This window comes from Corynebacterium sp. H78 (assembly GCF_037572275.1).
GTDB lineage: Bacteria > Actinomycetota > Actinomycetes > Mycobacteriales > Mycobacteriaceae > Corynebacterium.
Window position 1 is genome coordinate 1,010,319 of record NZ_JBBHKX010000002.1, and the last position, 23,370, is coordinate 1,033,688.

At 56.1% G+C, this 23,370-nt stretch carries 19 protein-coding genes; 9 read left to right on the plus strand and 10 right to left on the minus strand.

The features are described from left to right. Positions 1-78 precede the first annotated feature (78 nt). From zwf to tkt, 3 genes are all read right to left on the minus strand, one after another. A complete protein-coding gene (gene zwf, locus WG934_RS05720) occupies positions 79-1,635 on the minus strand; it encodes a glucose-6-phosphate dehydrogenase (RefSeq protein WP_339989064.1) in 1,557 nt (518 codons plus the stop codon). A gap of 175 nt (positions 1,636-1,810) precedes the next feature. Beyond that, entirely contained in the window at positions 1,811-2,935 is a 1,125-nt protein-coding gene (gene tal, locus WG934_RS05725) for a transaldolase (protein WP_339989260.1), read from the minus strand. Between the two features lie 188 nt (positions 2,936-3,123). Continuing rightward, positions 3,124-5,220 carry a transketolase gene (gene tkt / locus WG934_RS05730; RefSeq protein ID WP_339989065.1) on the minus strand — a complete coding sequence of 699 codons (2,097 nt, stop codon included), beginning with the start codon at positions 5,218-5,220 and terminating at the stop codon, positions 3,124-3,126. Positions 5,221-5,602: 382 nt separating this feature from the next. Here tkt and WG934_RS05735 point away from each other — a divergent pair, with 382 nt between their 5' ends. Next, complete coding sequence (locus WG934_RS05735) at positions 5,603-6,523, plus strand: heme o synthase (RefSeq protein WP_339978433.1); 921 nt, start codon at positions 5,603-5,605, stop codon at positions 6,521-6,523. 4 nt (positions 6,524-6,527) lie between these two features. Here the strand turns inward: WG934_RS05735 and WG934_RS05740 are convergent, their stop codons facing one another. The 5 genes from WG934_RS05740 to mptB form a co-directional block, all read right to left on the minus strand. After that, positions 6,528-7,496, minus strand: a complete 969-nt coding sequence (locus tag WG934_RS05740; RefSeq protein ID WP_339989067.1) for a quinone oxidoreductase family protein — start codon at positions 7,494-7,496, stop codon at positions 6,528-6,530. A 101-nt stretch (positions 7,497-7,597) separates the two neighbouring features. Then, on the minus strand, positions 7,598-8,593 hold the full coding sequence (locus WG934_RS05745; RefSeq protein ID WP_339978437.1) for a COX15/CtaA family protein: 996 nt from the start codon (positions 8,591-8,593) through the stop codon (positions 7,598-7,600). Positions 8,594-8,651: 58 nt separating this feature from the next. Further along, positions 8,652-9,437 carry an ABC transporter permease gene (locus WG934_RS05750; RefSeq protein WP_339978439.1) on the minus strand — a complete coding sequence of 262 codons (786 nt, stop codon included), beginning with the start codon at positions 9,435-9,437 and terminating at the stop codon, positions 8,652-8,654. Positions 9,438-9,442: 5 nt separating this feature from the next. Continuing rightward, the gene (locus tag WG934_RS05755; protein WP_339978863.1) at positions 9,443-10,381 is read right to left on the minus strand and encodes an ABC transporter ATP-binding protein; all 939 of its coding nucleotides are present in this window, start codon (positions 10,379-10,381) and stop codon (positions 9,443-9,445) included. 69 nt (positions 10,382-10,450) lie between these two features. After that, positions 10,451-12,124, minus strand: a complete 1,674-nt coding sequence (gene mptB, locus WG934_RS05760; RefSeq protein WP_445228210.1) for a polyprenol phosphomannose-dependent alpha 1,6 mannosyltransferase MptB — start codon at positions 12,122-12,124, stop codon at positions 10,451-10,453. 241 nt (positions 12,125-12,365) lie between these two features. Between mptB and WG934_RS05765 the strand changes: the two genes are divergently transcribed. From WG934_RS05765 to WG934_RS05795, 7 genes are all read left to right on the plus strand, one after another. Next, positions 12,366-13,091, plus strand: coding sequence for a helix-turn-helix transcriptional regulator (locus WG934_RS05765; RefSeq protein ID WP_339978443.1), 726 nt, complete (start codon positions 12,366-12,368; stop codon positions 13,089-13,091). Continuing rightward, on the plus strand, positions 13,088-14,536 hold the full coding sequence (gene sufB / locus WG934_RS05770) for a Fe-S cluster assembly protein SufB (RefSeq protein ID WP_339978445.1): 1,449 nt from the start codon (positions 13,088-13,090) through the stop codon (positions 14,534-14,536). The genes WG934_RS05765 and sufB overlap by 4 nt, the downstream gene beginning before the upstream one ends. Positions 14,537-14,540: 4 nt before the next feature. Next, positions 14,541-15,746: a Fe-S cluster assembly protein SufD gene (gene sufD / locus WG934_RS05775; RefSeq protein ID WP_339989071.1), complete on the plus strand. Its 1,206-nt coding sequence runs from the start codon at positions 14,541-14,543 to the stop codon at positions 15,744-15,746. A gap of 90 nt (positions 15,747-15,836) precedes the next feature. Beyond that, entirely contained in the window at positions 15,837-16,598 is a 762-nt protein-coding gene (gene sufC / locus WG934_RS05780) for a Fe-S cluster assembly ATPase SufC (RefSeq protein WP_339978449.1), read from the plus strand. Beyond that, positions 16,591-17,823 carry a cysteine desulfurase gene (locus WG934_RS05785; RefSeq protein ID WP_339989073.1) on the plus strand — a complete coding sequence of 411 codons (1,233 nt, stop codon included), beginning with the start codon at positions 16,591-16,593 and terminating at the stop codon, positions 17,821-17,823. Before sufC ends, WG934_RS05785 begins: the two co-directional genes overlap by 8 nt. An 18-nt stretch (positions 17,824-17,841) precedes the next feature. Then, entirely contained in the window at positions 17,842-18,327 is a 486-nt protein-coding gene (gene sufU / locus WG934_RS05790) for a Fe-S cluster assembly sulfur transfer protein SufU (RefSeq protein ID WP_339978453.1), read from the plus strand. Positions 18,328-18,352: 25 nt separating this feature from the next. Next, positions 18,353-18,787, plus strand: coding sequence for a metal-sulfur cluster assembly factor (locus tag WG934_RS05795; protein ID WP_445228187.1), 435 nt, complete (start codon positions 18,353-18,355; stop codon positions 18,785-18,787). A 99-nt stretch (positions 18,788-18,886) separates the two neighbouring features. On the opposite strand, the gene WG934_RS05800 is transcribed toward WG934_RS05795, so the two are convergent. Both WG934_RS05800 and WG934_RS05805 read right to left on the minus strand, forming a co-directional pair. Then, the gene (locus WG934_RS05800; RefSeq protein WP_339978455.1) at positions 18,887-20,362 is read right to left on the minus strand and encodes an amino acid permease; all 1,476 of its coding nucleotides are present in this window, start codon (positions 20,360-20,362) and stop codon (positions 18,887-18,889) included. 152 nt (positions 20,363-20,514) lie between these two features. Continuing rightward, positions 20,515-21,687 (minus strand): lycopene cyclase family protein, encoded by a 1,173-nt coding sequence (locus WG934_RS05805; protein ID WP_339989074.1) that lies wholly within the window; start codon positions 21,685-21,687, stop codon positions 20,515-20,517. A 44-nt stretch (positions 21,688-21,731) separates the two neighbouring features. On the opposite strand from WG934_RS05805, the gene WG934_RS05810 reads away from it, so the two are divergent. Next, a complete protein-coding gene (locus WG934_RS05810; protein WP_339978459.1) occupies positions 21,732-23,363 on the plus strand; it encodes an ABC-F family ATP-binding cassette domain-containing protein in 1,632 nt (543 codons plus the stop codon). Positions 23,364-23,370 lie beyond the last annotated feature (7 nt).

Here is a 23,370-nt window from a genome sequence, read left to right on the forward strand (position 1 = left end):
TGTCAGTGGTGGTGTCAACAATGAAGTCAATGATGGAAGGGCCGAAGGGTGATAGGTCAAGAACGACGTGCTCTTTGACTACGGTCGTCGCCATGTACGTCCTTCCCGTTCCAACATGTGATCGGCGGACGCAGGACCCCACGTACCCGCAGGGTATTCATCTGGGCGGCCACGCTTTGCCCAGTAATCAATGATCGGGTCGAGAATCTTCCAGGACAGCTCCACTTCTTCATTAGTTGGGAAGAGGCTCGCTTCGTCGAGAAGTGCGTCGAGAATCAAGCGTTCGTAAGCCTCTGGCGACTGCTCAGTGAACGACTCCGAGTAGGAGAAGTCCATGTTCACATCGCGTACTTCCATCGCGGAACCTGGCACCTTAGAACCGAAGCGCATGAGGACGCCCTCGTCCGGCTGTACGCGGATGACCATTGCATTCTGCCCAAGAGCAGTAGTCATCGTGTCAGCGAAAGGAAGGTGCGGCGCAGACTTGAACACCAACGCAATCTCCGTCACTCGTCGCCCCAGTCGCTTGCCGGTACGAAGATAGAATGGCACGCCTGCCCACCTGCGAGAATTGATCTGCAAGGTGCAGGCAGCATATGTCTCGGTCGTTGATTCTGGATCGAAGCCTTCTTCTTCGCGGAGGCCTACTACGTAGTCAGACCCTTGCCAGCCTGCCGAGTACTGACCACGCGCAGTGGTCTTCGACAGCGGACGCAAAGGCTCCGTCGCTCGCAACACCTTGATCTTTTCGGTCTGCAATTCTTCCGGGGTAAATGCGACTGGTTCTTCCATGGCTACGAGCGCTAGCAACTGCAATAAGTGGTTCTGGATCACGTCACGGGCTGCACCGATTCCGTCGTAATAGCCAGCACGGCCACCTAGGCCGATGTCTTCAGCCATTGTGATCTGAACATGGTCGACGTAGTGCGAGTTCCACAGCGGATCGAACAGCTGGTTAGCAAAACGCATTGCCAAGATGTTCTGAACAGTCTCTTTACCCAGGTAGTGGTCGATGCGGAAGACCGACTTTTCGGGGAACACCGAGTTGACGATATGGTTCAGTTCTTGCGCAGATTCGAGGTCATGTCCGAATGGCTTCTCGATAATCACTCGACGCCAATTCTCTTCACCCGCTTGAGCCAAACCAGCACGATCAAGCTGGTTACACACATCGGGGAAATTGTCGGGCGGAATGGACAAGTAGTATGCCCAGTTTCCAGCGGTGCCACGGGAGGCATCGAGCTCGGACAGCTTCTCGGCGAGTCGGTCAAAGGCTTCGTCGTCGACAAATGTGCCCTGGACGAAGTGAATGCCCTCTGCGAGACGGCTCCAAACGCTCTCTCGAAGAGGAGTACGGGCGCCACTTTCCACTGCGTCGCGCACGTACTGTTCGAAGTCTTCCTTCGACCAGTTACGGCGGCCATAACCTACGAGGGCAAAAGAAGCAGGTAGTAGCCCTCGATTGGCAAGGTCATAAATAGCCGGAAGCAACTTCTTACGAGCAAGGTCACCGGTCACACCGAAAATAACCATGCCACCAGGGCCTGCGATCCGTGGGAGACGCTTGTCCTGAGGATCACGCAAGGGGTTCGTCCATGCGCTTGCCAAGGAATCGGCCGGAGGAGGAACTGTCACGATAGAAGGCCTTCCTTTTCTAAGGGCAGAGTAAACACAAGTAGAGACTAGTCTTTACGAGGCTAGCCTCTCACACCGACTATTCCGTGTAGGCACGAACAAGGAAAGCCATACAAATAGAATGGAAAAGTGCTCGCGACCATCGCCACGAGCACTGAGTAGATTGATAGTCCGACTACTTCTTCAGCTCATCCATTCGACCTGCAATGGAGTCGAGCAGCTCCTGCCAGCTGTTTACGAACTTTTCGACGCCTTCTCGTTCGAGAATCTCAAAGACTTCAGTCCACGCAATGCCCTGTTGTGCAACCGCATCCATCTCTGCCTGAGCATCGTCGCCCGTACCAGTCAAGGTATCTGCGACCATTGGGACTTCGCTTTGCGCAGCTGCACGCAAAGTCTTCTCCGGCATGGTGTTAACGGTCAACGGACCAGCCAACTCGGTGACATACAGCGTTGCAGGGTAGTCAGGGTTCTTCACACCCGTCGAGGCCCACAACGGACGCTGCGCATTCGCACCAGCTGCAGCAAGTGGAGCCCAACGCTGGTTGTCCGCTGCAAAAGCCTTTTCAAACTCGGCGTAGGCCAAGCGTGCATTAGCGATACCAGACTTGCCACGCAGTGCGAGCGCCTCATCGGTGCCAATTGCTTCAAGTCGCTTGTCTACTTCGGTATCCACACGCGACACGAAGAAGGAAGCGACCGAATGGATCGCCGTCAAGTCCTGGCCATTGTCCTTCGCACGCTCAATACCAGCGATGAATGCTTCTACAACTTCGCGGTAACGCTCCAGGGAGAAAATCAAGGTGACGTTCACGCAAATGCCTTCAGCCAGCGCATCAGTAACCGCAGGCAGGGAAGCATCCGTCGCAGGAATCTTGATCATCGCGTTGGTTTTGCCAACCTTTGTCCACAATTCGCGAGCCTGAGCGATCGTCTTCTCGTAGTCGTCTGCGTAACGCGGATCAACTTCAATGGAGACGCGTCCGTCCGCACCATTGCTTGCCGACGACACCTCAGCCAACACGTCACACGCGTCACGAACATCGTCGATAGCCATGGCGAAGACCGCTTCAGCAGCATCGGCACCAGAAGCGGTGAGCTCGGCCAACTGAGAATCGTAATCCTCACCAGCGGTCATCGCCGAAGAGAAAATAGCCGGGTTAGTAGTAACACCAACAACATTCAACTCGTCGATGAGCTGGACAAGATCACCGGAAGACAGACGCTGCCTGGACAAATCGTCCAACCACGCCGAGGTTCCCACAGTTGCGAGCGCTTCAAGATTCCTATTTGGCACGATCAATCAACTTTCCACGCAGAGCCCGCATACACGAGTCCCCACGTCCATCGACAACTTTCTCTGTACCAATTCAGGCTACCCTCGGGACGCGAAAAGCGCCGTGAAACCGCGTGGACTCTCATGGCCCATGCTTCACGGCGCTTTCGGTAAAGGCTTAACCCATCGGCCACAGGGCCGACATCAGAAAATTACTTAGAAGCCTCAATGGTTTCTCGAGCTGCTGAAACGACTTCGCTCGTCGTCACGCCGAACTCTTCGAAGAGCTTCTCGTATGGAGCGGAAGCACCGAAGTGCTCGATCGATACCGCACGACCCGTGGTGCCAAGGTGGCGGTACCACGGCATTGCAATACCAGCTTCGACGGACACGCGAGCGGTAACAGCCTTAGGCAAGATCTGCTCCTGGTACTCGGCATCCTGCTGTTCGAACCAGTCCAGGCAAGGAACAGATACGACACGCGCAGAAACGCCGTCAGTTGCAAGCTCTTCTGCCGCTGCAATCGCCAACTGAACCTCGGAACCGGTAGCCATCAGGATGACATCTGGGGTTTCCTTGGAACCTTCGACCAGGACGTAAGCACCGCGACGAACGCCCTCGGCAGCCTTCTCCTTGGTGCCTTCCAGTACAGGAACGTTCTGACGGGTCAGTGCCAGAGCCTTCGGTCCAGCTTCGCCTTCAAGTGCTGCTACCCAGGCGGCTGCGGTTTCGTTGGCATCAGCTGGGCGGAACGTAGTCATGCCTGGGATGGCGCGCAGCGATGCAAGTTGCTCGATTGGCTGGTGGGTTGGGCCATCTTCACCAAGACCGATGGAGTCGTGGGTCCAGACGTAGATAGGGGAGATTCCCATCAGCGATGCCAAACGAACGGCTGGGCGCATGTAATCCGAGAAAATGAGGAACGTACCGCCGTAAATGCGGGTGTTGCCGTGCAGCAGGATACCGTTCATGATCGAGCCCATTGCGTGCTCGCGAATACCAAAGTGCAGGTTACGACCGTATGGGGTCGCAGTCCACGTGTCGGTGGTGATGTTCTCAGGACCGAACGAAGGAGAACCTTCGATGACGGTGTTGTTGGAACCAGCCAAGTCAGCGGAGCCACCCCACAGCTCTGGCATGGTAGCGCCAAGAGCCTGCAAAGCGGCTGCGGATGCCTTACGAGTAGCAACACTTGCGCCGGCATCCCAGGACGGCATGTCGTCAGCGAAGCCTTCTGGGAGCTCGCCTGCCGTGAGACGGTCGAAGAACTGCTTGGCCTTTGGGTTCTTCTCTGCCCACGCATCGAAGGAATTCTGCCACTCGGCGTGTGCTTCCGCACCGCGCTCTACTGCAGCACGGGTGTGTGCAATGACCTCGTCAGAAACTTCAAAGGTCTGCTCCGTGTCGAAGCCAAGTTCCTTCTTAATCAACGCAACTTCGTCGTTGCCGAGGGCTGCACCGTGCGAAGCGCCGGTGTTCATCGCGTTCGGAGCTGGGTATGCGATCACGGTGCGCATGCGGATGAAAGTTGGGCGAGTGGTATCAGCCTTTGCCTCAGCCACAGCTGCTTCAAGAGCTGCCACATCCTCGCCGCCGTTGACCTCGATGACCTGCCAACCGTAAGCACGGTAACGATCTGCGACGTTTTCGGTGAAGGCAATCGTCGTGTCGTCTTCGATGGAGATGCCATTGTCATCCCAGAACACAATCAGATTGCCCAAAGCCTGAGTGCCCGCCAAGGAGCACGCTTCAGCAGTGACACCTTCCTGAACGTCACCGTCAGAGGCAATGACGTACACAAAGTGGTCGAACGGTGACTGGCCCGCTGGTGCTTCAGGGTCTAGCAGGCCACGCTCACGGCGCGATGCCATTGCCATACCGACAGCAGAAGCTAGTCCCTGACCGAGAGGACCGGTGGTGATTTCGACACCATCGGTGTGGCCATACTCCGGGTGACCAGGAGTCAATGAACCCCAAGTACGGAGAGCCTTCAGATCATCGAGCTCAAGACCAAAGCCAGCCATGTACAGCTGAATGTATTGAGTCAGCGAGGTGTGACCGCACGACAGCACGAAACGGTCACGGCCTGCCCAGTTTGGATCCTTCGGATCATGGCGCATCACACGCTGGTACAGGGTATATGCCAATGGCGCGAGGCTCATTGCGGTTCCTGGGTGGCCGGAGCCACACTTCTGTACTGCGTCTGCAGCCAGTACGCGGGCGGTGTCGACGGCACGAGTGTCCAGTTCGGTCCAGTCTGCTGGGTAGTTCTGTTCCACGCGGGACTGCAACTCTGGGGAGAGTGTCACGGTATGGGCTCCTGTGTTCTCGCTCGAGGCTAATTCTGTGCCTAGTGTAATCCGCTTCACGACGAATCCGGGAACCAGCTCTATTACACAGGGGCGTTTCCCGTGAATTGGCCAAATAATGTGTCACCCGCCACGGTTGCGAAAATTACCGGTGGAGGTATCAACAATCCGCTGGAATATCGGGTGGGCCGATACACGGTTTACAGTGGAGAAGCGCTACCATGGACCGAGTCTGGATTTTGCATGCCCTATGTACACAGTTGAATACTGTCCATGTCGCGCGTTCCAGAATTTCGTGAATTATTACGACTCCTGCTGGAACTAAGCAGGGTGAGTGTCCGACTAGTAGGGGACACTAGTAGTTGTTTGGAAGGGATCAGTTTTGCTCGATACGGTTAAGGCGTATGTGGCGCTGACGAAACCTCGCGTCATTGAGCTCTTGCTGGTCGCCGCAATTCCGGCAATGCTGCAGGCTGACCGCGGCAGCGTGCATGTTGGCCTGATTTTGCTGACGCTCGTAGGTGGTTGGATGGGTGCGGCTGCGGCCAATACATTCAACATGGTTGCCGATTCGGACATCGATAAGGTGATGAACCGAACGGCCAAGCGCCCACTGGCGAAGCAAACAGTATCCAACACCAGTGCGATGATCTTCGGCATTGTGCTGACCATTGCCAGTTTCTTGTGGCTGTGGCTGCTGTGCAATTCATTGCTGGCAGCAATCTTTATCTTGCTGACCATTGCGTTCTACGTTTTTGTGTACACCTTATGGTTGAAGCGTCGCACTGATCAGAATGTTGTCTGGGGTGGCGCAGCTGGCTGTATGCCCGTTCTCGTCGGCTGGGCCGTCATCACTGACAACAACCCTGATGTCTCCGGCTGGTTCCACTGGTGGCAGGCGATTGTTCTGTTTATGGTTATCTTCTTCTGGACTCCGCCGCACACGTGGGCTCTGGGGCTGAAGTACAAGGACGACTATGAAGCTGCAGGCGTCCCAATGATGCCAGTAGTTCGCCCACCGCTGTACGTCACTGTTCGCATCATTTGGTACACCGTGGCTACGGTCGTAACGACGTTGCTGCTTGTCCCCGCTGCAGGTTGGATCTACCTGGCGTCGGCCGTGATCGCAGGTATTTGGTTCTTGTATGGGGCCATCATGCTGCACCGCGACGTCAAGGCTGGTGGGGAGATCAAGCCGATGAAGCTCTTCTTGCTCTCCAACAACTACCTCGCGTTGGTGTGTGTTGGCCTGTCGGTCGACGCAGTGTTCGGCCTCCAGACCATTTCCCAGATGCTGTCGTAATCTGTTACGGCTTCAGCACAATAGAGCCTGTTGTGATCCGCGCTTGCAGATCACGATGGGCTTTTTCTGCATCTCGGAGCGGATAGGCTGCAGAGACACGGACGTTCAGCGTCCCATTTTCAACCATGCTTAGAACTGCCGAGGCACGCTGCATGAGTTCGTCACGAGTCCTGGTGAAGTGTCGAAGGTGCGGTCGGGTCAAGAACAACGACCCATGCTTATTCAACTCCTGAGGATCTAGAGGTGGCACTGCACCAGATGCAGCACCAAAGAGGACAACAAGCCCTCGTACCCGAGCCGCTTCCAGCGACTGGTTAAACGTTGCAGCACCAACACCATCAAAAACGACATCGACGCCCAGTCCATCGGTGGTGGCTCGGATCTCGTCGGCAAGCGAATCCCCGTAGGCGAACACCTCATCGGCACCGGCAGCGCGTGCGAGAGCTTGTTTCTCGGATGTGGAAGCGACGCTTAGCACCCGAGCACCGAGAGACTTCGCCATTTGGGTGAGCAGCAATCCGACACCACCAGCACCGGCAGTAATCAAGCAGGTGGACTGTGCGCTAAGCTTTGCGACGTCGTATGCAAGGAAGTGTGCTGTTAGCCCCTGCAGAAGAATGGACGCGGCGGCATCGTCAGCAATCGAGTCGGGGATAGGCACCAGGATGTCCTCGGCCAAGACCACCTGCGATGCATAGCTATCTTGCCCAGTACACCACGCAACGCGATCACCAACAGCCAGAGTCGTTACGTCCTCGCCAATTGCTGCCACACGGCCAACGCCCTCAGATCCGGGAATAAACGGCAATGGACGAGGGTAGATGCCTTCTCGTTGGTAGACATCAGTGAAATTGATGCCTGCGGTGGCAACGTCGATAAGCACGTGGCCAGGGAGCAGAGCTGGTGAGGAGAGTTCCGTGCGAAACGAGAGTTGCTCGGGCCCACCGAATGATTCGATAACGATTGCGTCCATACCGCGATGATATGAAAAAACTGACGGACCGTGGGTCCGTCAGTGAGAAGTACAACGTGGCCGGCAGAGTCGGGCTTGTTCCCGTAACGCCACGATTGAGGTTAGCTCGTTGCTGCGACTGCCTTGTACTCGGCATCGCCAGCTGGGGAGCCAGTCACGATAGCGTTACCACCTACGTAACGTCGCCCCATCTGGTAAAGGATCGCAGTCAAGCCCGTGACGATGCCAGATCCAGCCACGTGAACTGGTACCAGCGCTTCCGGCACGCCAGACCAGTACTGAACCATACCCACGCCAGCTTGCACAATGATCATGCCCACCAGCCACCAACCGATCTTGACCGCGCCACGGTCGGCTTTCACCGCCAAGAGACTGAACACAAGGCCAATGGTCAATCCCAAGTACAGGTACATGAATCCCGCGTGGACGTGGGAAAGCTCCGTAATAGGTAGCTGCAAGCGATCTTCCGGCAGGACGCTGGCATCACCAGCATGCGGACCAGCGCCAGTCACCATCGTGCCGGTAATCAACGTAACCAGAAGCGCCAGGCCTGATCCAACCGCCGTGTATCGCAGATAGGTCGGGTAGGTGCGCACCACGTGGCCGTCGTCAGGTTCCTGAATCTTGACGAACAGCATGCCCGCCAACCACACCAGAATCATCGATGGGATGAAGTGCAGAGCAACGGCGTACCACTTCAGGTCCACGAGAACCGAGATACCACCGACAATTGCCTGGACGATAACGCCCATGCCATTGGCGAAGGCCAACCAGAACACTTCTTTGCGACGTCCCGTGCGAATGACTGCGAGGAACAAGATCAGGGTCAATGCCACGAGAACGAACGTCAGCAAACGATTGCCGAATTCAACGATCTGGTGAATCATTTCGGCTTGTCCCGGAACCGGTGTGAAGCTGCCCGGGTGGCACTGCGGCCACGTGTCACAGCCCAGACCCGATCCTGTAACGCGGACGATCGAGCCAGTGACTGCGATGGCTGCCTGTGCAATGAGCACCAACAAGGCAAAGAGCTTCTGCTTCGCGATTGTTGGAAGAGGGAGCCTGGTTAACGGCAAAGTTTTCTGGAGGTCACTCACACCGTCCGATACTACCGCTTCGGCGTTTCACAGTGAGCACCGGGATACCGCTGCCAGGCTAGTCACCCTTGGCTTCGAAACGGAAGAGGCGAGTAGCCAACACACCACTCACAATTCCCCAGACGACCAGCACAATTAGGGAGTGCCATGCCATGCGTGTTGCGAAGGCTTGGGTAATCACATCCGTCAACGCAACAGACGGCAGCAGCTTCAACCCAAACTCAACTGGACTGCTCAATTCCGGGCCAACAGCGAACAACGTCGCGGCGCCCAGGAGGATGAACCAAATCAAGTTGGCAAGGCCCAGAATGAGCTCCGCTCCGAGCGTGCCTCCAATCAGTAGACCTAGTGACGTAAACGTGGCGGTGCCAACTAAGACCATGATGAAGGCCATCAACCAGGCACCAACGCTCGCTGAGAAGCCCAGTGCGATAGCAACAGCAGAGAACAGAAGAAACTGCAGCGTGACGACGATCGCCACCGCGCAACATTTGCCCACGATGATGCCCCACTTCGGTAGCGCCGAAGCACCGATGCGTTTCAGAGCTCCATAACGCCGGTCAAAACCGACAGCAATTGCCTGCCCGGTAAATCCGGCGGACATGACAGCTACCGACAAAACCATGGGGAACACGCGCTGCAATGGATTCGGGTCATCCAAGACGGGAACGATAGTAAAGCCAACCAGCATTGCCATCGGAATAATCAGTGTCAGCAACAACTGTTCACCGTGACGAAGAATGAGTGTCGCTTCCATCTTGGTTTGCGACGCAATGATCCGACCAATAGGGGCACGCACTGGGGAGGGAGTGAACGTTCCTCCTGGGAAACGAGTCGTTGACATGCTGGTTAGTTCCTCATTTCACGGCCAGTGATGTCGAGGAAAACATCCTCGAGTGAACGGCGGGACACAGTGAGCTCGGTGATCAAGGCGTCGCGCTGGGCACACCAGGATGCTACTGCCGAGATGATCGCGGGAGTGGTCTTGCCCGAGATTCGCCAACGATTTGGACTCACTGGCAACACCGTGACATCGAATCCTTGGGCATGCAGCTGCGCACTGAGCCCAGCCGCATCAATGTCTTCATCAGCAGCGAAGTAGGTATCTGGGTTACTACTCGCTGTGATCTCGTTAGTCGAGCCAGAGGCAACCACGTGGCCTTTATCGATGATGATGACTTCATCGGCTAGGGCCTCTGCTTCGTCCATGAGATGCGTCGTTAACACGATGGTCACTCCGTCGCGCTTCATGGAATTGACCAAATCCCACACTGCCAACCGAGACTGGGCATCTAACCCAGCCGTTGGTTCATCGAGGAATACCAATTCAGGACGTCCGACAAGAGCACACGCTAGGGACAATCGTTGTTGCTGGCCACCGGAGAGGCGACGGTAACTCGTCTTGACATGCTTGGACAGCCCGACAACGTCGAGTAGCCAATCGATATCCATCGGATTAGCCGAATACGATGCAACCAACTTCAGCATTTCGCCCACGCGAACACCAGGGTATGCGCCGCCTCCTTGCAGCATGACACCAATACGGGTTCGCAATTCGTCTGTTTCCCGCCACGGATCGAGGCCCAATACTCGCAGCTCGCCGGCATCGGGCTGAACAAACCCCTCGCACATCTCGACCGTCGTTGTCTTGCCAGCACCATTAGGTCCAAGCAATGCCAACACCTGACCACGCTGCAACGTGAGGTCGAGACCAGAAACGGCTTCGACGTCACCGTAACGTTTAGTCACTCCTCGCAGCTTCAACGCAGGAGATTCATCAGCTTTGATCACGATGCCCCATAGTAGGCCACCGCCTCTCCGTAGCTGCAGATCACCCCTACAGGGATGAGTCGTCGTCTAGCGGATCCGGAAGACGCGGGTTCGCCACGACACCGCGAGGATGATGCCCATGCAACAGATGAAGCCTACGATAGCGCCCACGTAGATTTGTACGACCGTCATTGGTGGCAGTCCCAAGCCACGTGGCAACACCGTCAGACTAAACACTGCCGAATAGATCACCACTGCCATGCGGAACTGCGCGCGGTCAGCCCATGCCGACAGTGGCACCAGTGCCCACAGCAGATACCACGGGTGCACAACGGGGAAGAGCAGCACCAACGCGAACATGGCCAGGCCATATCCACCCAACGGGTGAATTCGGCCTCTGAACGTCGCCCACAACATGCGAATAAGCCATGCCGCCGCAACCACGACGCCGACACCACGGGTGAAAGACAGCGCGAACTCCGAAATGTCACCGAGGCCCAGTAGCCGTCCAACAAAACCCGACAATATTCCAAGCAGTGTCGGCAACGACATCCAACTGCGCACGGTCGCGGCACCGCCTTGGCTAGTGATCCAACCAAAACCCAAGCCAGAACCAAGCGAAAACACGACACACGTGACGACGGCAATGCCACCAGTCACCACCGCAGCTTTCAGAAGCGACCACACTGAGCGTCCATAACGTCGACCCAGCCATGCCCCCGCGAAGCCCAATGCGACGAACCCCGTGACTTTGACCATGCCGGCTAAGGAAATCAAGACGAGCCCGGCTGCGAACAGCAGTCGTTTCTTCAACTCGGGGTTTGAAGATCCGCGTTCCCCCGGGGCGCCATCTGGAACTCCCGGAACTGATCGGCCATGAATGGCTCGTAGACATAGCTCCATACCCGACAGCAGTAGCGCCAACAACAGAGCTTCGTTATGGATACCGCCAACCAGATGAAGAAGCGTCAGCGGGTTCAAGACACCCAGCCACAGCGCAAACTGAGGACTAACGCCACATCGTTGGGCTAAACGGACCAATGCCCATGCCACCACGTATAAGGAAGCAACTGCGATGATTCGGTGCAAGAACACCGAGGCAAGGGGGGAATCGTTGGTCAGAGCAGAGATGAACCACGCCGCCACCATGGCTGTCGGGCCGTATGGGCTAGGGGAATGAGACCAAATCAACGGCACCGATCGGGCCAACGGATCGTTGGCCCCCAGTAAGTCAACAGGACCAGCAGCATACGGATCCATCCCTCGATCCACGATCGCACCTTGGGCGAGATAGGAATAGATATCCTGCGTAAAAAGTGGAGCAGTAAGAATAAGTGGTGTGACCCACCCGGCGAAGGTTCGCACCAGCATCGATGTGTTCACCGATGTCACGCGAGTCCGCGCACCCGCAAGAACGAAGGCACCCACGCCCAACCAAGCAACAATCAACATTCCGATGCCGACAAACGTCACCATCGTCGTCGCAACGAGCATGCGCCCAAGGGTCACGCCGGCCGGAGTCTGCCAAAACACATTCCCAACGACTGGGGTAGCACCGGCACCAATACCGCCGACCATCACAATGATCGCACCGAGCGTGCCAAGCCAGCGGAGCCACGTAAATCGTCGTAGCTCCCGGTGATTGATTCGGTGTGCGAAGGGCTGCTCAGTACCGGTGTGCAATGTGGAGCTTCGAGAACCTGCCAAACCCACATGAGGGATCGCGTCTTTCGCTAACCGGAGTTGACCGGAAAAAGACATGAGGGATGGGCGCACGAAATCGATCTTACAGTTCTGGTTCCTGAGGACTTGGAATCACAGCGACAGGAGGAGTCTCGCTAATAATTAGCCGGATAAACATAGGTTCAGCCATGATGACACACCAGCTACCTGCAGCGATCTCTGGACGCTGGACATATCAGATGAATTACGGAACACTTGTGTTGTCTAATACCGCGCAGTCCACGAATGTGCATGAGTTTCCCGGAGGTGAACCACCGACATGACCGACTCACTAACTCCTGAGGTACCAGCTTCGGAGCCACAGTCGAACGGCGACGGTGATACACGCCGCCGTATTCTCTTGCTCCTGTTGGAACACAACCTGGCATCAGCAACCCTGATTGCTGATCAACTCGGCCTTTCGGCTGCAGGCGTGCGCCGCCACTTGGACATTTTGGTTTCGGAGGGGCTAGCAGAAACTGCGCCTCCACCGAAGCACGGCCCGCGAGGTCGAGGTCGCCCAGCAAAGTCCTTCCGTCTCACAGACAAGGGCCGGGCACACTTCGGTCATTCTTACGATCTGCTTGCGGCATCTGCGCTGGAAGCACTGCAAGAAGCGGGCGGGGATGCAGCTGTTACAGCTTTCGCTAAGCGTCGCGTGAACGAAATCCTCGCCGGCATTACGCCGGTGGGTGAGAACGCGGAGACGCACGAGGTTGTAGAAGCAGTTGTCACAGCTTTTCGACGTCACGGGTACGCAGCAACAGTGAATGAAAACACTGGTGGCGTGCAAATTTGCCATCATCATTGCCCAATTAGCAATGTGGCCCACGACTTCCCACAGCTCTGTGCCGCAGAGCACGAAGCAGTGAGTAGTTTATTAGGGCAGCACACTCAACCGCTGGCAACGATTGCGGACGGCAATGGCATTTGTACAACTCATGTTCCGTTGATTCCCATTCAAGATCTCTCAACCAGTGCACAACAAGAAAGGAGCGGACAATGACTCTCGCCCATGACGAAGCCGCGAAGGTGCGTACGCCACAGACTGACGAAGAAATCATCGAGTCTATCGGCGCTTACCAGTACGGCTGGCATGACTCGGACGCTGCTGGTGCTTCGGCCCAGCGTGGCCTGTCTGAAGCTGTAGTACGCGACATTTCCGCAAAGAAAAACGAGCCGGAATGGATGCTCGAGCGCCGTTTGAAGGCCTTGGATATCTTCGATCGCAAGCCAATGCCAACGTGGGGCGCGGATCTGTCGGGGATCGACTTCGACAACATTAAGTACTTCGTTCGTTCCACCGAGAAGCAGGCCCAGACCTGGGAAGACCTGCCGGACGATATTAAGGAAACCTACGACAAGCTGGGTATTCCTGAGGCTGAGAAGCAGCGTCTGGTTGCAGGTGTCGCAGCTCAGTACGAGTCTGAGGTTGTCTACCACCAGATTCGCGAGGATCTGGAGGAGCAGGGTGTCATCTTCCTGGACACGGACACTGCTTTGAAGGAGCACCCAGAGCTCTTCAAGGAGTACTTCGGTACCGTCATTCCTTCTGGCGACAACAAGTTCTCCGCCCTGAACACGGCTGTCTGGTCCGGTGGCTCTTTCATTTACGTGCCAAAGGGTGTCCACGTGGATATTCCTTTGCAGGCCTACTTCCGCATCAACACGGAAAACATGGGCCAGTTCGAGCGCACCTTGATCATTGTCGACGAGGATGCATACGTGCATTACGTCGAGGGCTGTACGGCTCCGATCTACAAGTCTGACTCACTGCATTCGGCTGTTGTCGAAATCATCGTGAAGAAGGGTGGCCGTTGCCGTTACACGACCATTCAGAACTGGTCGAACAACGTGTACAACCTGGTCACGAAGCGCACCAAGTGTGAAGAAGGCGCAACCATGGAGTGGATCGATGGCAACATCGGCTCCAAGGTCACCATGAAGTACCCAGCTGTATGGATGACTGGTCCGCACGCTAACGGCGAAGTGCTTTCGGTTGCCTTCGCTGGCGAAGGACAGTTCCAGGACACGGGCGCCAAGATGGTGCACATGGCTCCAAACACGAAGTCCAACATCGTGTCGAAGTCTGTAGCTCGCAATGGTGGCCGTGCTGCCTACCGTGGTCTGGTGCAGATCAACAAGGGCGCTAAGCATTCCGCATCGAACGTCGAGTGTGATGCACTGCTGGTAGATACGATTTCTCGTTCTGATACGTACCCATACGTCGATGTTCGTGAAGACGATGTCACGCTCGGCCACGAGGCAACCGTGTCTCGTGTGTCCGATGAGCAGCTGTTCTACCTGATGAGCCGCGGTATCGAAGAGGAAGAAGCAATGGCGATGGTGGTCCGTGGCTTCGTGGAGCCAATCGCCAAGGAGCTGCCAATGGAATACGCACTGGAGCTCAACCGCCTAATTGAATTGCAGATGGAAGGTTCGGTCGGTTAAGCCAATGACCAACATCATTACTGAAGAGAATCAGGCGGCTGAAGGTCAGCCAGCTGCCAAGCGTCGTGTTCTCGCGAACAAGGGCGATGTCTTCGCATCCTTTGATGTCAATGACTTCGCCGTCCCTGGTGGCCGCGATGAAGAGTGGCGCTTTGCTCCGCTGCGTCGTCTGAACGGGCTTCACGACGGCACCGCCGCCGAGCCAGTAGCCTCGTCGTACGCTTTCGACGGTGTCGAAGCCAACGACTCGGTGACTGTGACCGAGGTAGACCGTGGCAGTGAGCTTCTAGGCCGTGCGGGAACACCAGTCGATATCGTTGCGGCCCGCGCATTCTCCACCTTCGACAAGGCCCAGGTCCTGACTTTCGCGAAGGACTCTGTATCGAAGGATCCTGTGACCGTTACGGTCACCGGCCCCGGCGACGATCAAGTTGCTTATGGCCACTTGGTTATTGACGTCCAGGCAAACGCTGAAGCAGTGGTCGTTCTCGATTACCGCGGTACCGGCACTTTTGCTGACAACGTTGAGTTTGTTTTGGGTGATGGCTCGCGACTAGCCGTCGTCACGCTGACTAACTGGGATGAGGGTGCTGTGCACCTGTCGGCACACCATGCAGCGGTGGGGCGCGATGCAACGCTTCGTCACTCCCTGGCTACATTCGGTGGCAGTGTTGTTCGTGTTGTCCCTCGCGTGAAGTTCACCGCGCCAGGTGGCGACGCCGAACTTCTCGGTGTCTACTTCGCAGATGCAGGTCAGTACTTCGAACAGCGTCTTCTCGTTGATCACGCAGTACCGAACTGCCGCTCTAACGTGATGTACAAGGGTGCGCTGCAGGGCGATCCGTCGTCCAAACTCGACGCCCGCACCGCATGGGTAGGCGACGTACTCATTCGTGCAGAGGCCGAAGGTACCGACACCTACGAGCTGAACCGCAACCTGGTTCTCACCGAAGGCGCACGCGCTGACTCGGTTCCGAACCTGGAAATTGAAACTGGCGAAATTCAGGGTGCAGGTCACGCTGCAACTGTTGGCCGCTTCGACGATGAACAGCTGTTCTACCTGCTGTCCCGCGGTATCCCAGAGGATGTTGCGCGTCGTCTAGTTGTTCGCGGATTCTTCAACGAAGTCATCAACCTGATTCCTGTCGAAGCCATCCGTGACCGCCTCGAATCCCTCATCGACGAAGAGTTGAATACTGCCGGCATCTAGCCGTCGGAATACGTTGCAGTTTCCACTTTCGCAGTTTCCACATAGTCACGATATAAGCGACGAAAATACACAAAGGACAGCACAGCAACAATGAGCACGCTTGAAATCCGTAACCTCCATGCACAGGTATTGCCTAACGACGAGGCATCGGAGCCAAAGGAAATCCTGAAGGGTGTCAACCTGACTATCAAGTCCGGTGAAACCCACGCAGTAATGGGGCCAAATGGTTCCGGCAAGTCGACCCTGAGCTACACCATCGCTGGTCACCCTAAGTACGAGGTAACCGAAGGCGAGATCCTTCTCGACGGCGAAAACGTTCTTGAGATGAGCGTTGACGAGCGCGCACGCGCTGGTCTTTTCTTGGCCATGCAGTACCCAGTCGAGGTCTCTGGCGTTTCTATGTCCAACTTCCTGCGTTCTGCAGCAACTGCGGTCCGCGGCGAGGCTCCTAAGCTGCGCCACTGGGTTAAGGAAGTCCGTGAGGCCATGGCTGATCTCGAGATCGACTCGTCTTTCTCTGAGCGTTCAGTCAACGAAGGCTTCTCCGGCGGTGAGAAGAAGCGTCACGAGATCCTGCAGCTTGATCTGCTGAAGCCAAAGTTCGCAGTTCTCGACGAAACCGACTCCGGTTTGGACGTCGATGCACTGCGCGTCGTCTCCGAGGGCATCAACCGTTACCAGGATGAAAACGATGGTGGAATCCTCATCATCACGCACTACAAGCGGATTCTGAACTACGTCAAGCCTGACCACGTGCATGTATTCGCTGACGGCAAGATCATCGCCTCCGGTGGTCCAGAGTTGGCTGACGAGCTCGAAGAGCACGGCTACGAGAAGTTCACCAATGCTTAGTCGCTCTCTTCGTGGCGATTTTCCGGTTCTCGCGCGCACGGTGCGCGATGACCGGCGTTTGGTCTACCTCGATTCTGGTGCAACGTCGCAGCGTCCGCGCCAGGTGATCGAGGCAGAAACGTACTTCATCACGGAGCACAACGCTCCGGTTCACCGTGGTGCGTATCAGTTGGCCGAAGAGGCTACTGACGCATATGAAGATGCCCGCGACGCTATCGCTTCCTTCATCGGCGCCGAATTTGACGAGCTGGTGTTCACGAAGAACGCTACTGAAGCCTTGAATCTTGTGGCGTACACGCTTGGCGACGATCGCGCGGGCGAGTACCAGGTCACCGAGGGCGACGAGATCGTCGTCACGGAGCTGGAACATCATGCGAATCTCGTGCCATGGCAGGAGCTCGCACGACGGACCGGCGCGACGTTGAAGTGGTACTCCGTGACCGCTGATGGTCGGATCGACCTAGATTCCTTAGAGCTGTCCGAGCGCACGAAGGTGGTCGCATTTACCCATCAGTCGAACGTGACTGGTGCGGTTGCCGATGTTGACGAACTCGTCGCGCGAGCCAAAGCTGTTGGTGCCTTGGTTGTGCTTGATGGTTGCCAATCTGTGCCACACATGCCGGTGGACGTGAAAGCGTTGGGAGTCGACTTCCTCGCTTTCTCCGGTCACAAGATGTGTGGTCCGACTGGCGTCGGCGCTTTGTACGGCCGATCTGAACTGCTGGAGCTGCTGCCACCGTTCTTGACGGGTGGTTCGATGATCGAGGTCGTCAAGATGGAGGCCTCGACGTACGCGCCTCCGCCTCAGCGTTTCGAAGCAGGAACGATGATGGCCAGCCAGGTCGTGGGACTCGGTGCTGCTGTGAAGTATTTGACTGACATCGGTATGGATGCGATCGCTCAGCATGAACACGAGCTCACCGCATACGCGCTTGAGAAAATGCGCGAGGTCGAGGGCCTTACTATCGTTGGGCCGCAGACAGCCGAGCAGCGTGGCGCTGCGATTTCGTTCCAAGTCGAGGGGATTCATCCACACGATTTGGGCCAGGCTCTCGACGATCGTGGAATTTGCATCCGCGTTGGTCACCACTGCGCGTGGCCAGTCCATCAGGCGCTGGGCGTACAATCGACGGCTCGAGCGTCGTTCTATTTGTACAACACGAAGGAAGAGGTCGATGCTCTCATTGAGGGCATCGAGTACGCGAAGAAATTCTTTGGCGTGTAGATCGGGAAGAGTAGCACCGTGAAATTAGAGCAGATGTACCAGGAAGTCATCCTGGATCACTACAAGCACCCGCAGCACAGCGGACTTCGCGATCCTTATGATGCCGAAGTACACCACGTGAACCCCTCGTGTGGCGACGAATTGACATTGCGCGTGAAGTTGGCTGACAACTGCACTCAGGTTGCTGATGTGTCGTACGAAGCTGTGGGATGCTCTATTTCGCAAGCTTCCACCTCTGTTATGGCGGAAGAGCTTGTGGGGCAACCCGTCGCAAAGGCAATGGAAAAGCTCGATGAATTCGAGCGCATGGTAACTTCCCGCGGAAAGATTGAGGGCGACGAAGACATCATTGGTGATGGTGTCGCCTTCGCAGGTGTGTCCAAGTATCCAGCACGCGTCAAGTGCGCGTTGCTGGGATGGAAGGCATTCCAGGCTGCTGCAGCCGAAGCAATTAGTAATGCTCAGGAAAACGGTGGCGAAGGTTCCGCCACGGTTACGCTGTAGCTCACCCAAAGGAGTGAATGAACTCATGACTGAAGCAAACCAGCCACGACCAGAAGAAACCGAGCAGATGCCAGAATCTTCTCTGGATAGTGATGCCAGCCAGTCGATGACTGTGCCACCTCGCCCAGATCAGACTCAGGCCGATGAGCAACTCGCATTCGACGTCGAAGAGGCAATGTACGAAGTCGTAGACCCGGAGCTGGGCATCAATGTTGTTGATCTTGGCCTCGTATACGACATTTGGATCGAAGACGAGTCGGTAGCCGTCATCCATATGACGCTGACCTCTCCAGCGTGTCCATTGACGGACATGTTGACTGCCCAGACAGAATCTGAAGTGATGCAGGTGGAGGGAATCACCGCATACAAGCTCAACTGGGTATGGTCTCCAGCATGGGGTCCTCACATGATCTCTGAGGATGGACGCGAGCAAATGCGTGCCCTCGGCTTCTCTGTGTAAACCTGCGGATTGACGTAGAGCGACCATAAACAAAGCGCACCAACCTGTCGTTTTCCACGACGTGGTTGGTGCGCTTTGTTGTATCCGGGTTTTGCGAACTTACTCGCGGCTGAGATCAGCGGTCTTCGGATCTACTGCAGACGACCCCGTGACCTTCTTATGAATCAACCACAGTGCCAAGAACACTGGGATGCCCAGGTATGGGGTCAGGATCGCAAACCAGTTCTGGCCGGTCGTTGCCGGTTCATACGCCTGACCAATGACGACCGCAAAACACATGAAGAGGGCGACGATAGCGCCAGCAGGGAAGAAGTTAGCCTTGTACGGCAAAGTCTCCAGCGACACATTTTGAGCTGCCAAGCACTTCCGGAACTTGTAGTGGCTATACGAGATACCAATCCACGTGATAAATCCAGCGAGTGCCGACAGCGTCAACAGGAATGTGTACGCTACGCCATCTCCGACCAGCGAAGTAATGAAACCAGCCATGCCGATGACGGTCGTCGCAAGGAGAGCCTTCATTGGAATGCCACGGTTATTGAGTTCGCCGAACATACGCGGAGCCTGGCCCTGACGGGCGAGGGAGAACAGCATGCGCGTGGATACGTAGAGTCCCGAGTTTCCTGCGGACAGAACCGAGGTCAAAATTACGGCGTTCATAAGACCTGCAGCCACCGCGATACCAGCACGATCGAAGACCAGCGTGAACGGGCTAACAGCAATATTGTCTTCCGCTGAGTTCAAAAGATTCGGATCTGTGTAGGCAATGAGGAAACCGATAACTGCAATGGCACCGATGTAGAACAGCAGAATACGCCAGAAAATCGTGCGAATAGCTCGTGGAATAGTGCGCTCTGGATCCTCGGCTTCTCCAGCAGCAACACCCACCATCTCTGTGCCCTGGAATGAATAACCAGCGACGATGAACACAGCTAGAAGGCCCATGCCGCCGTTGACAAACGGAGCTTCGCCCGCGGTCCAATTTTCGAATCCTGGCGAACTACCACCGAGGATTCCGAAAATCATGCACACACCGAGCACGAGGAAGACGATAACCGTGACAACCTTGATGGTTGCGAACCAAAATTCGCCTTCACCAAATGCTCGAGCGGACAGCGCATTCAGCAGGAAGAGAATGAGAAGGAAAAGCGCAGACCATAAAACCGCCGGAGTATCGGGGAACCAATACCGCATGACCAATGATGCCGCGACCAGCTCAGCAGCGACGGTAATCGCCCAGTTAAACCAATAGTTCCAGCCCATTGCGAAGCCGAAGCTAGGGGAGACATAGCGGGTTCCATATTCCTGGAATGAGCCTGCAACGGGCAAATACGCAGCCATTTCGCCAAGCGACTGCATAACAAGCCACACCATCAGGCCAATCAGTGCATATGCTGCGAGTGCACCGCCAGGACCAGCTTGCGAAATTGTGGCACCCGAGGCGACGAACAGGCCGGTACCAATGGCACCGCCAATAGCAATCATGTTGAGGTGGCGCGTACGCAACTTTCGTTGAAGTTGGTCACCGGAATAGCTGCCACCAGTAGTCGGGTTCTCCGACGTCGTGGAATTCATGTTTGCAAGCATATCCCGAACGGACGTTTACCTTAAGTTAACCTCGCGGTCTTTTTGCTGGGTAAGCTCGTGAATTCCTCATCGCAGATTCATTTTGACGACCGTAATCCCGCTCTTACAGTACTTAATCGATAGAGTGCGCTCCTCGGCGCCTAAAGCCCCCACAGAAAAGAAACAATCAATCGCCACAAGGTCGACGGTGACTTCTTTCCCAACGGCACCGCTATTTTGGCCATTACTTCCAGTGTTCGCATGACGACGAATCGCTCACGGCCACCAGCGAGATAAGTGTAAATATCTTCCTCTGGCAACGAGAAGAACGCAGTAAAGAAGTATCGAAGTTGCTCGGGGGAAAAGGACAGGAGTGCTGCCAGGCCCCGCCGGCGTATGTGAGCTAGCAACCATCCTCCTGGCGGTGTCAAGTGCTTCCCAGCGCGGAGTAGCGCGAGTGCGGCATCGGCGTCACTGAGTACCTGACCAACGCTGTAGCCAGTTGCAGGATGCATCCAGCCACCGCCGGAACCGAATCGTTGCGCAGGTTCCCTTTGTGTCCGCGGTTTAGCCCACGATGGGAGTCGCGTAGCGACAGTATGGAGGACTGAAAGGTGCATAGGAATCCTCGCTGGCCCAAGAGGGAAGCTCACGTATTCCTCATCGACAGCCATAGTGGCGTCAATGCCCAGCCGCGCCAACCGATGCTTCTGATTGGAACGAACCAGTCCTTCGCATGCCGTTCCAGTGACTGAATCGGTTATCTGTACTGCGAGGATTGTTTCTTCAATTAGCCATGTTCCATCGCCCAACGGCAGTCGATAAGAGAAAGTAGCGACTGACGTGTCATCTGCCTCAGCTTCGCCTACCGACCGGAAGTCCATGAGAACTGGCACTCTGTGTTCTAGCGGAATCGCGGACGCAGGGAAGACCTGCCCATACGCAATCTGACGGATAGGCAGATGTGGCCCAGAGTTCGTCGCATTTACGACAACGAGGTCCGTTGTGGCTTCATCTCGATGGGACGAAGGATATTGAGACTCCTCGACCGCAAAACCGGATAATGACCCGAATACCTGTGGGTCCACGATGCCGTAGAGATGGGAAAGCGCCCGCTCAGTGCCGTCGTAAAGCACAATGCGTGGAGCGAACCTTGATGCAAGAAAGTTGGCAGGCGCCCAGTCGGGCATCTGATCAGCCCACACGCCTATTGTCGAGGGCAGTGATCCGCCAGTCGGATCGAAGGCCGTGACGTCCCAGCCATGCGCAGCAGCGCGATGAGCGAGAATCCTTCCGGCGGGGCCAAGGCCTGCGACATGAAGCATGGGTGACATGCCTATACCTTAATCAGGGATACACGCTGGTAGGCTTTCCCGACGTGATTGTCACCCATGATCTCGAAGTCCGTGTCGGCGCTCGCACCTTGCTCACCGCGCCAGGAGAGCAGCTGCGAGTGCAGCCAGGCGACCGCATCGGTCTTGTCGGCCGAAATGGCGCCGGTAAGACCACTACCATGCGCATCTTGTCAGGTGAGACGGAACCATATGGTGGCACGGTGACCTCGTCGGGACCGATTGGCTATCTGCCACAGGACAGCCGCGAAGGCAATATCGAGCAGACGGCTCGTGACCGTGTCCTTTCTGCTCGCGGGCTGGATCAGATCCTGCGCAGCATGGACCGTCAACAAGAGATCATGGAGACGACTCTCGATGACTCCCAGCGGGACAAGGCGATTCGCAAGTATTCTCGACTGGAAGAGCGGTATCACGACTTAGGTGGTTACGAAGCAAACTCTGAGGCAGCGCGTATTTGTGATGCGCTGGGTTTGCCAGAACGCGTTCTCGATCAGGAGTTACGGACGCTGTCTGGTGGCCAGCGCCGTCGTGTCGAACTAGCCCAAATCCTCTTTGCGGCTTCAGAAGGTGCAGGAAAGTCTGCCACAACTCTGCTTCTCGACGAGCCGACGAACCACCTCGATGCTGATTCAATTACCTGGCTGCGTGGATTCCTGCAGAAGCATGAAGGCGGACTCATTATGATTTCGCACGATGTGGAGCTCCTCGAGGCCGTTTGTAATAAGGTCTGGTTCCTCGATGCGGTGCGCGCTGAAGCTGACGTTTACAATATGGGCTGGAAGAAGTACCTCGATGCGCGGGCGACCGATGAGGCTCGTCGTCGCCGGGAGCGCGCAAATGCGGAGAAGAAGGCCTCAGCGCTGCGTCAACAAGCGGACAAGTTGGGCGCAAAAGCTACAAAGGCCAAGGCTGCAAAGCAGATGGTTGCTCGTGCTGAACGCATGATCAATAGCCTCGACGAGGTTCGCGTCGCAGACAAGGTCGCGCACATCCGCTTCCCGGAGCCAGCTCCGTGTGGCAAGACGCCGATGAACGCCAAAGGCCTCACCAAAATGTACGGGTCCTTAGAAGTTTTCGCGGGTGTCGATCTCGCAATCGACAAGGGCTCTCGCGTTGTTGTTCTAGGTTTTAACGGTGCGGGCAAAACCACGCTGCTGAAACTACTTGCTGGAGTGGAGCGCACCGACGGCGAAGGTGGCATCGTCACCGGACATGGCCTCAAGATCGGCTACTTTGCCCAGGAGCACGACACCATCAATCCCGATTGGTCTGTCTGGGAAAACACAGTCGCAACCTGCCCTGATGTTAACGAACCTGAGCTTCGCAGCCTGCTCGGCGCATTCATGTTTTCCGGTGACCAATTGCAGCAACCAGCTGGCACGCTCTCTGGTGGTGAAAAAACCCGATTGGCTCTCGCAGGACTAGTCAGTTCCCGCGCCAACGTATTGCTTCTCGACGAGCCGACAAACAACCTCGACCCCATTTCTCGCGAGCAGGTTCTGGACGCATTGAGGACTTATGAGGGCGCTGTCGTGCTGGTTACCCATGATCCAGGTGCTGTCGAGGCGCTTGAACCGGAGCGAGTCATCATTTTGCCGGACGGTACTGAGGATCTGTGGAGCGACGAATACATGGAAATCGTCGAACTAGCGTAAGCACTGA

What these genes read in the sequence shown, in the direction of transcription:
- WG934_RS05750 (WP_339978439.1), bottom strand. Translation starts at nt 9,437, where the DNA reads ATGTCAACGACTCGTTTCCCAGGAGGAACGTTCACTCCCTCCCCAGTG.
- sufB (WP_339978445.1), top strand. Translation starts at nt 13,088, where the DNA reads ATGACTCTCGCCCATGACGAAGCCGCGAAGGTGCGTACGCCACAGACT.
- WG934_RS05805 (WP_339989074.1), bottom strand. Translation starts at nt 21,687, where the DNA reads ATGTCACCCATGCTTCATGTCGCAGGCCTTGGCCCCGCCGGAAGGATT.
- sufD (WP_339989071.1), top strand. Translation starts at nt 14,541, where the DNA reads ATGACCAACATCATTACTGAAGAGAATCAGGCGGCTGAAGGTCAGCCA.
- WG934_RS05795 (WP_445228187.1), top strand. Translation starts at nt 18,353, where the DNA reads ATGACTGAAGCAAACCAGCCACGACCAGAAGAAACCGAGCAGATGCCA.
- WG934_RS05800 (WP_339978455.1), bottom strand. Translation starts at nt 20,362, where the DNA reads ATGAATTCCACGACGTCGGAGAACCCGACTACTGGTGGCAGCTATTCC.
- WG934_RS05765 (WP_339978443.1), top strand. Translation starts at nt 12,366, where the DNA reads ATGACCGACTCACTAACTCCTGAGGTACCAGCTTCGGAGCCACAGTCG.
- WG934_RS05785 (WP_339989073.1), top strand. Translation starts at nt 16,591, where the DNA reads ATGCTTAGTCGCTCTCTTCGTGGCGATTTTCCGGTTCTCGCGCGCACG.
- WG934_RS05740 (WP_339989067.1), bottom strand. Translation starts at nt 7,496, where the DNA reads ATGGACGCAATCGTTATCGAATCATTCGGTGGGCCCGAGCAACTCTCG.
- mptB (WP_445228210.1), bottom strand. Translation starts at nt 12,124, where the DNA reads ATGTCTTTTTCCGGTCAACTCCGGTTAGCGAAAGACGCGATCCCTCAT.
- sufC (WP_339978449.1), top strand. Translation starts at nt 15,837, where the DNA reads ATGAGCACGCTTGAAATCCGTAACCTCCATGCACAGGTATTGCCTAAC.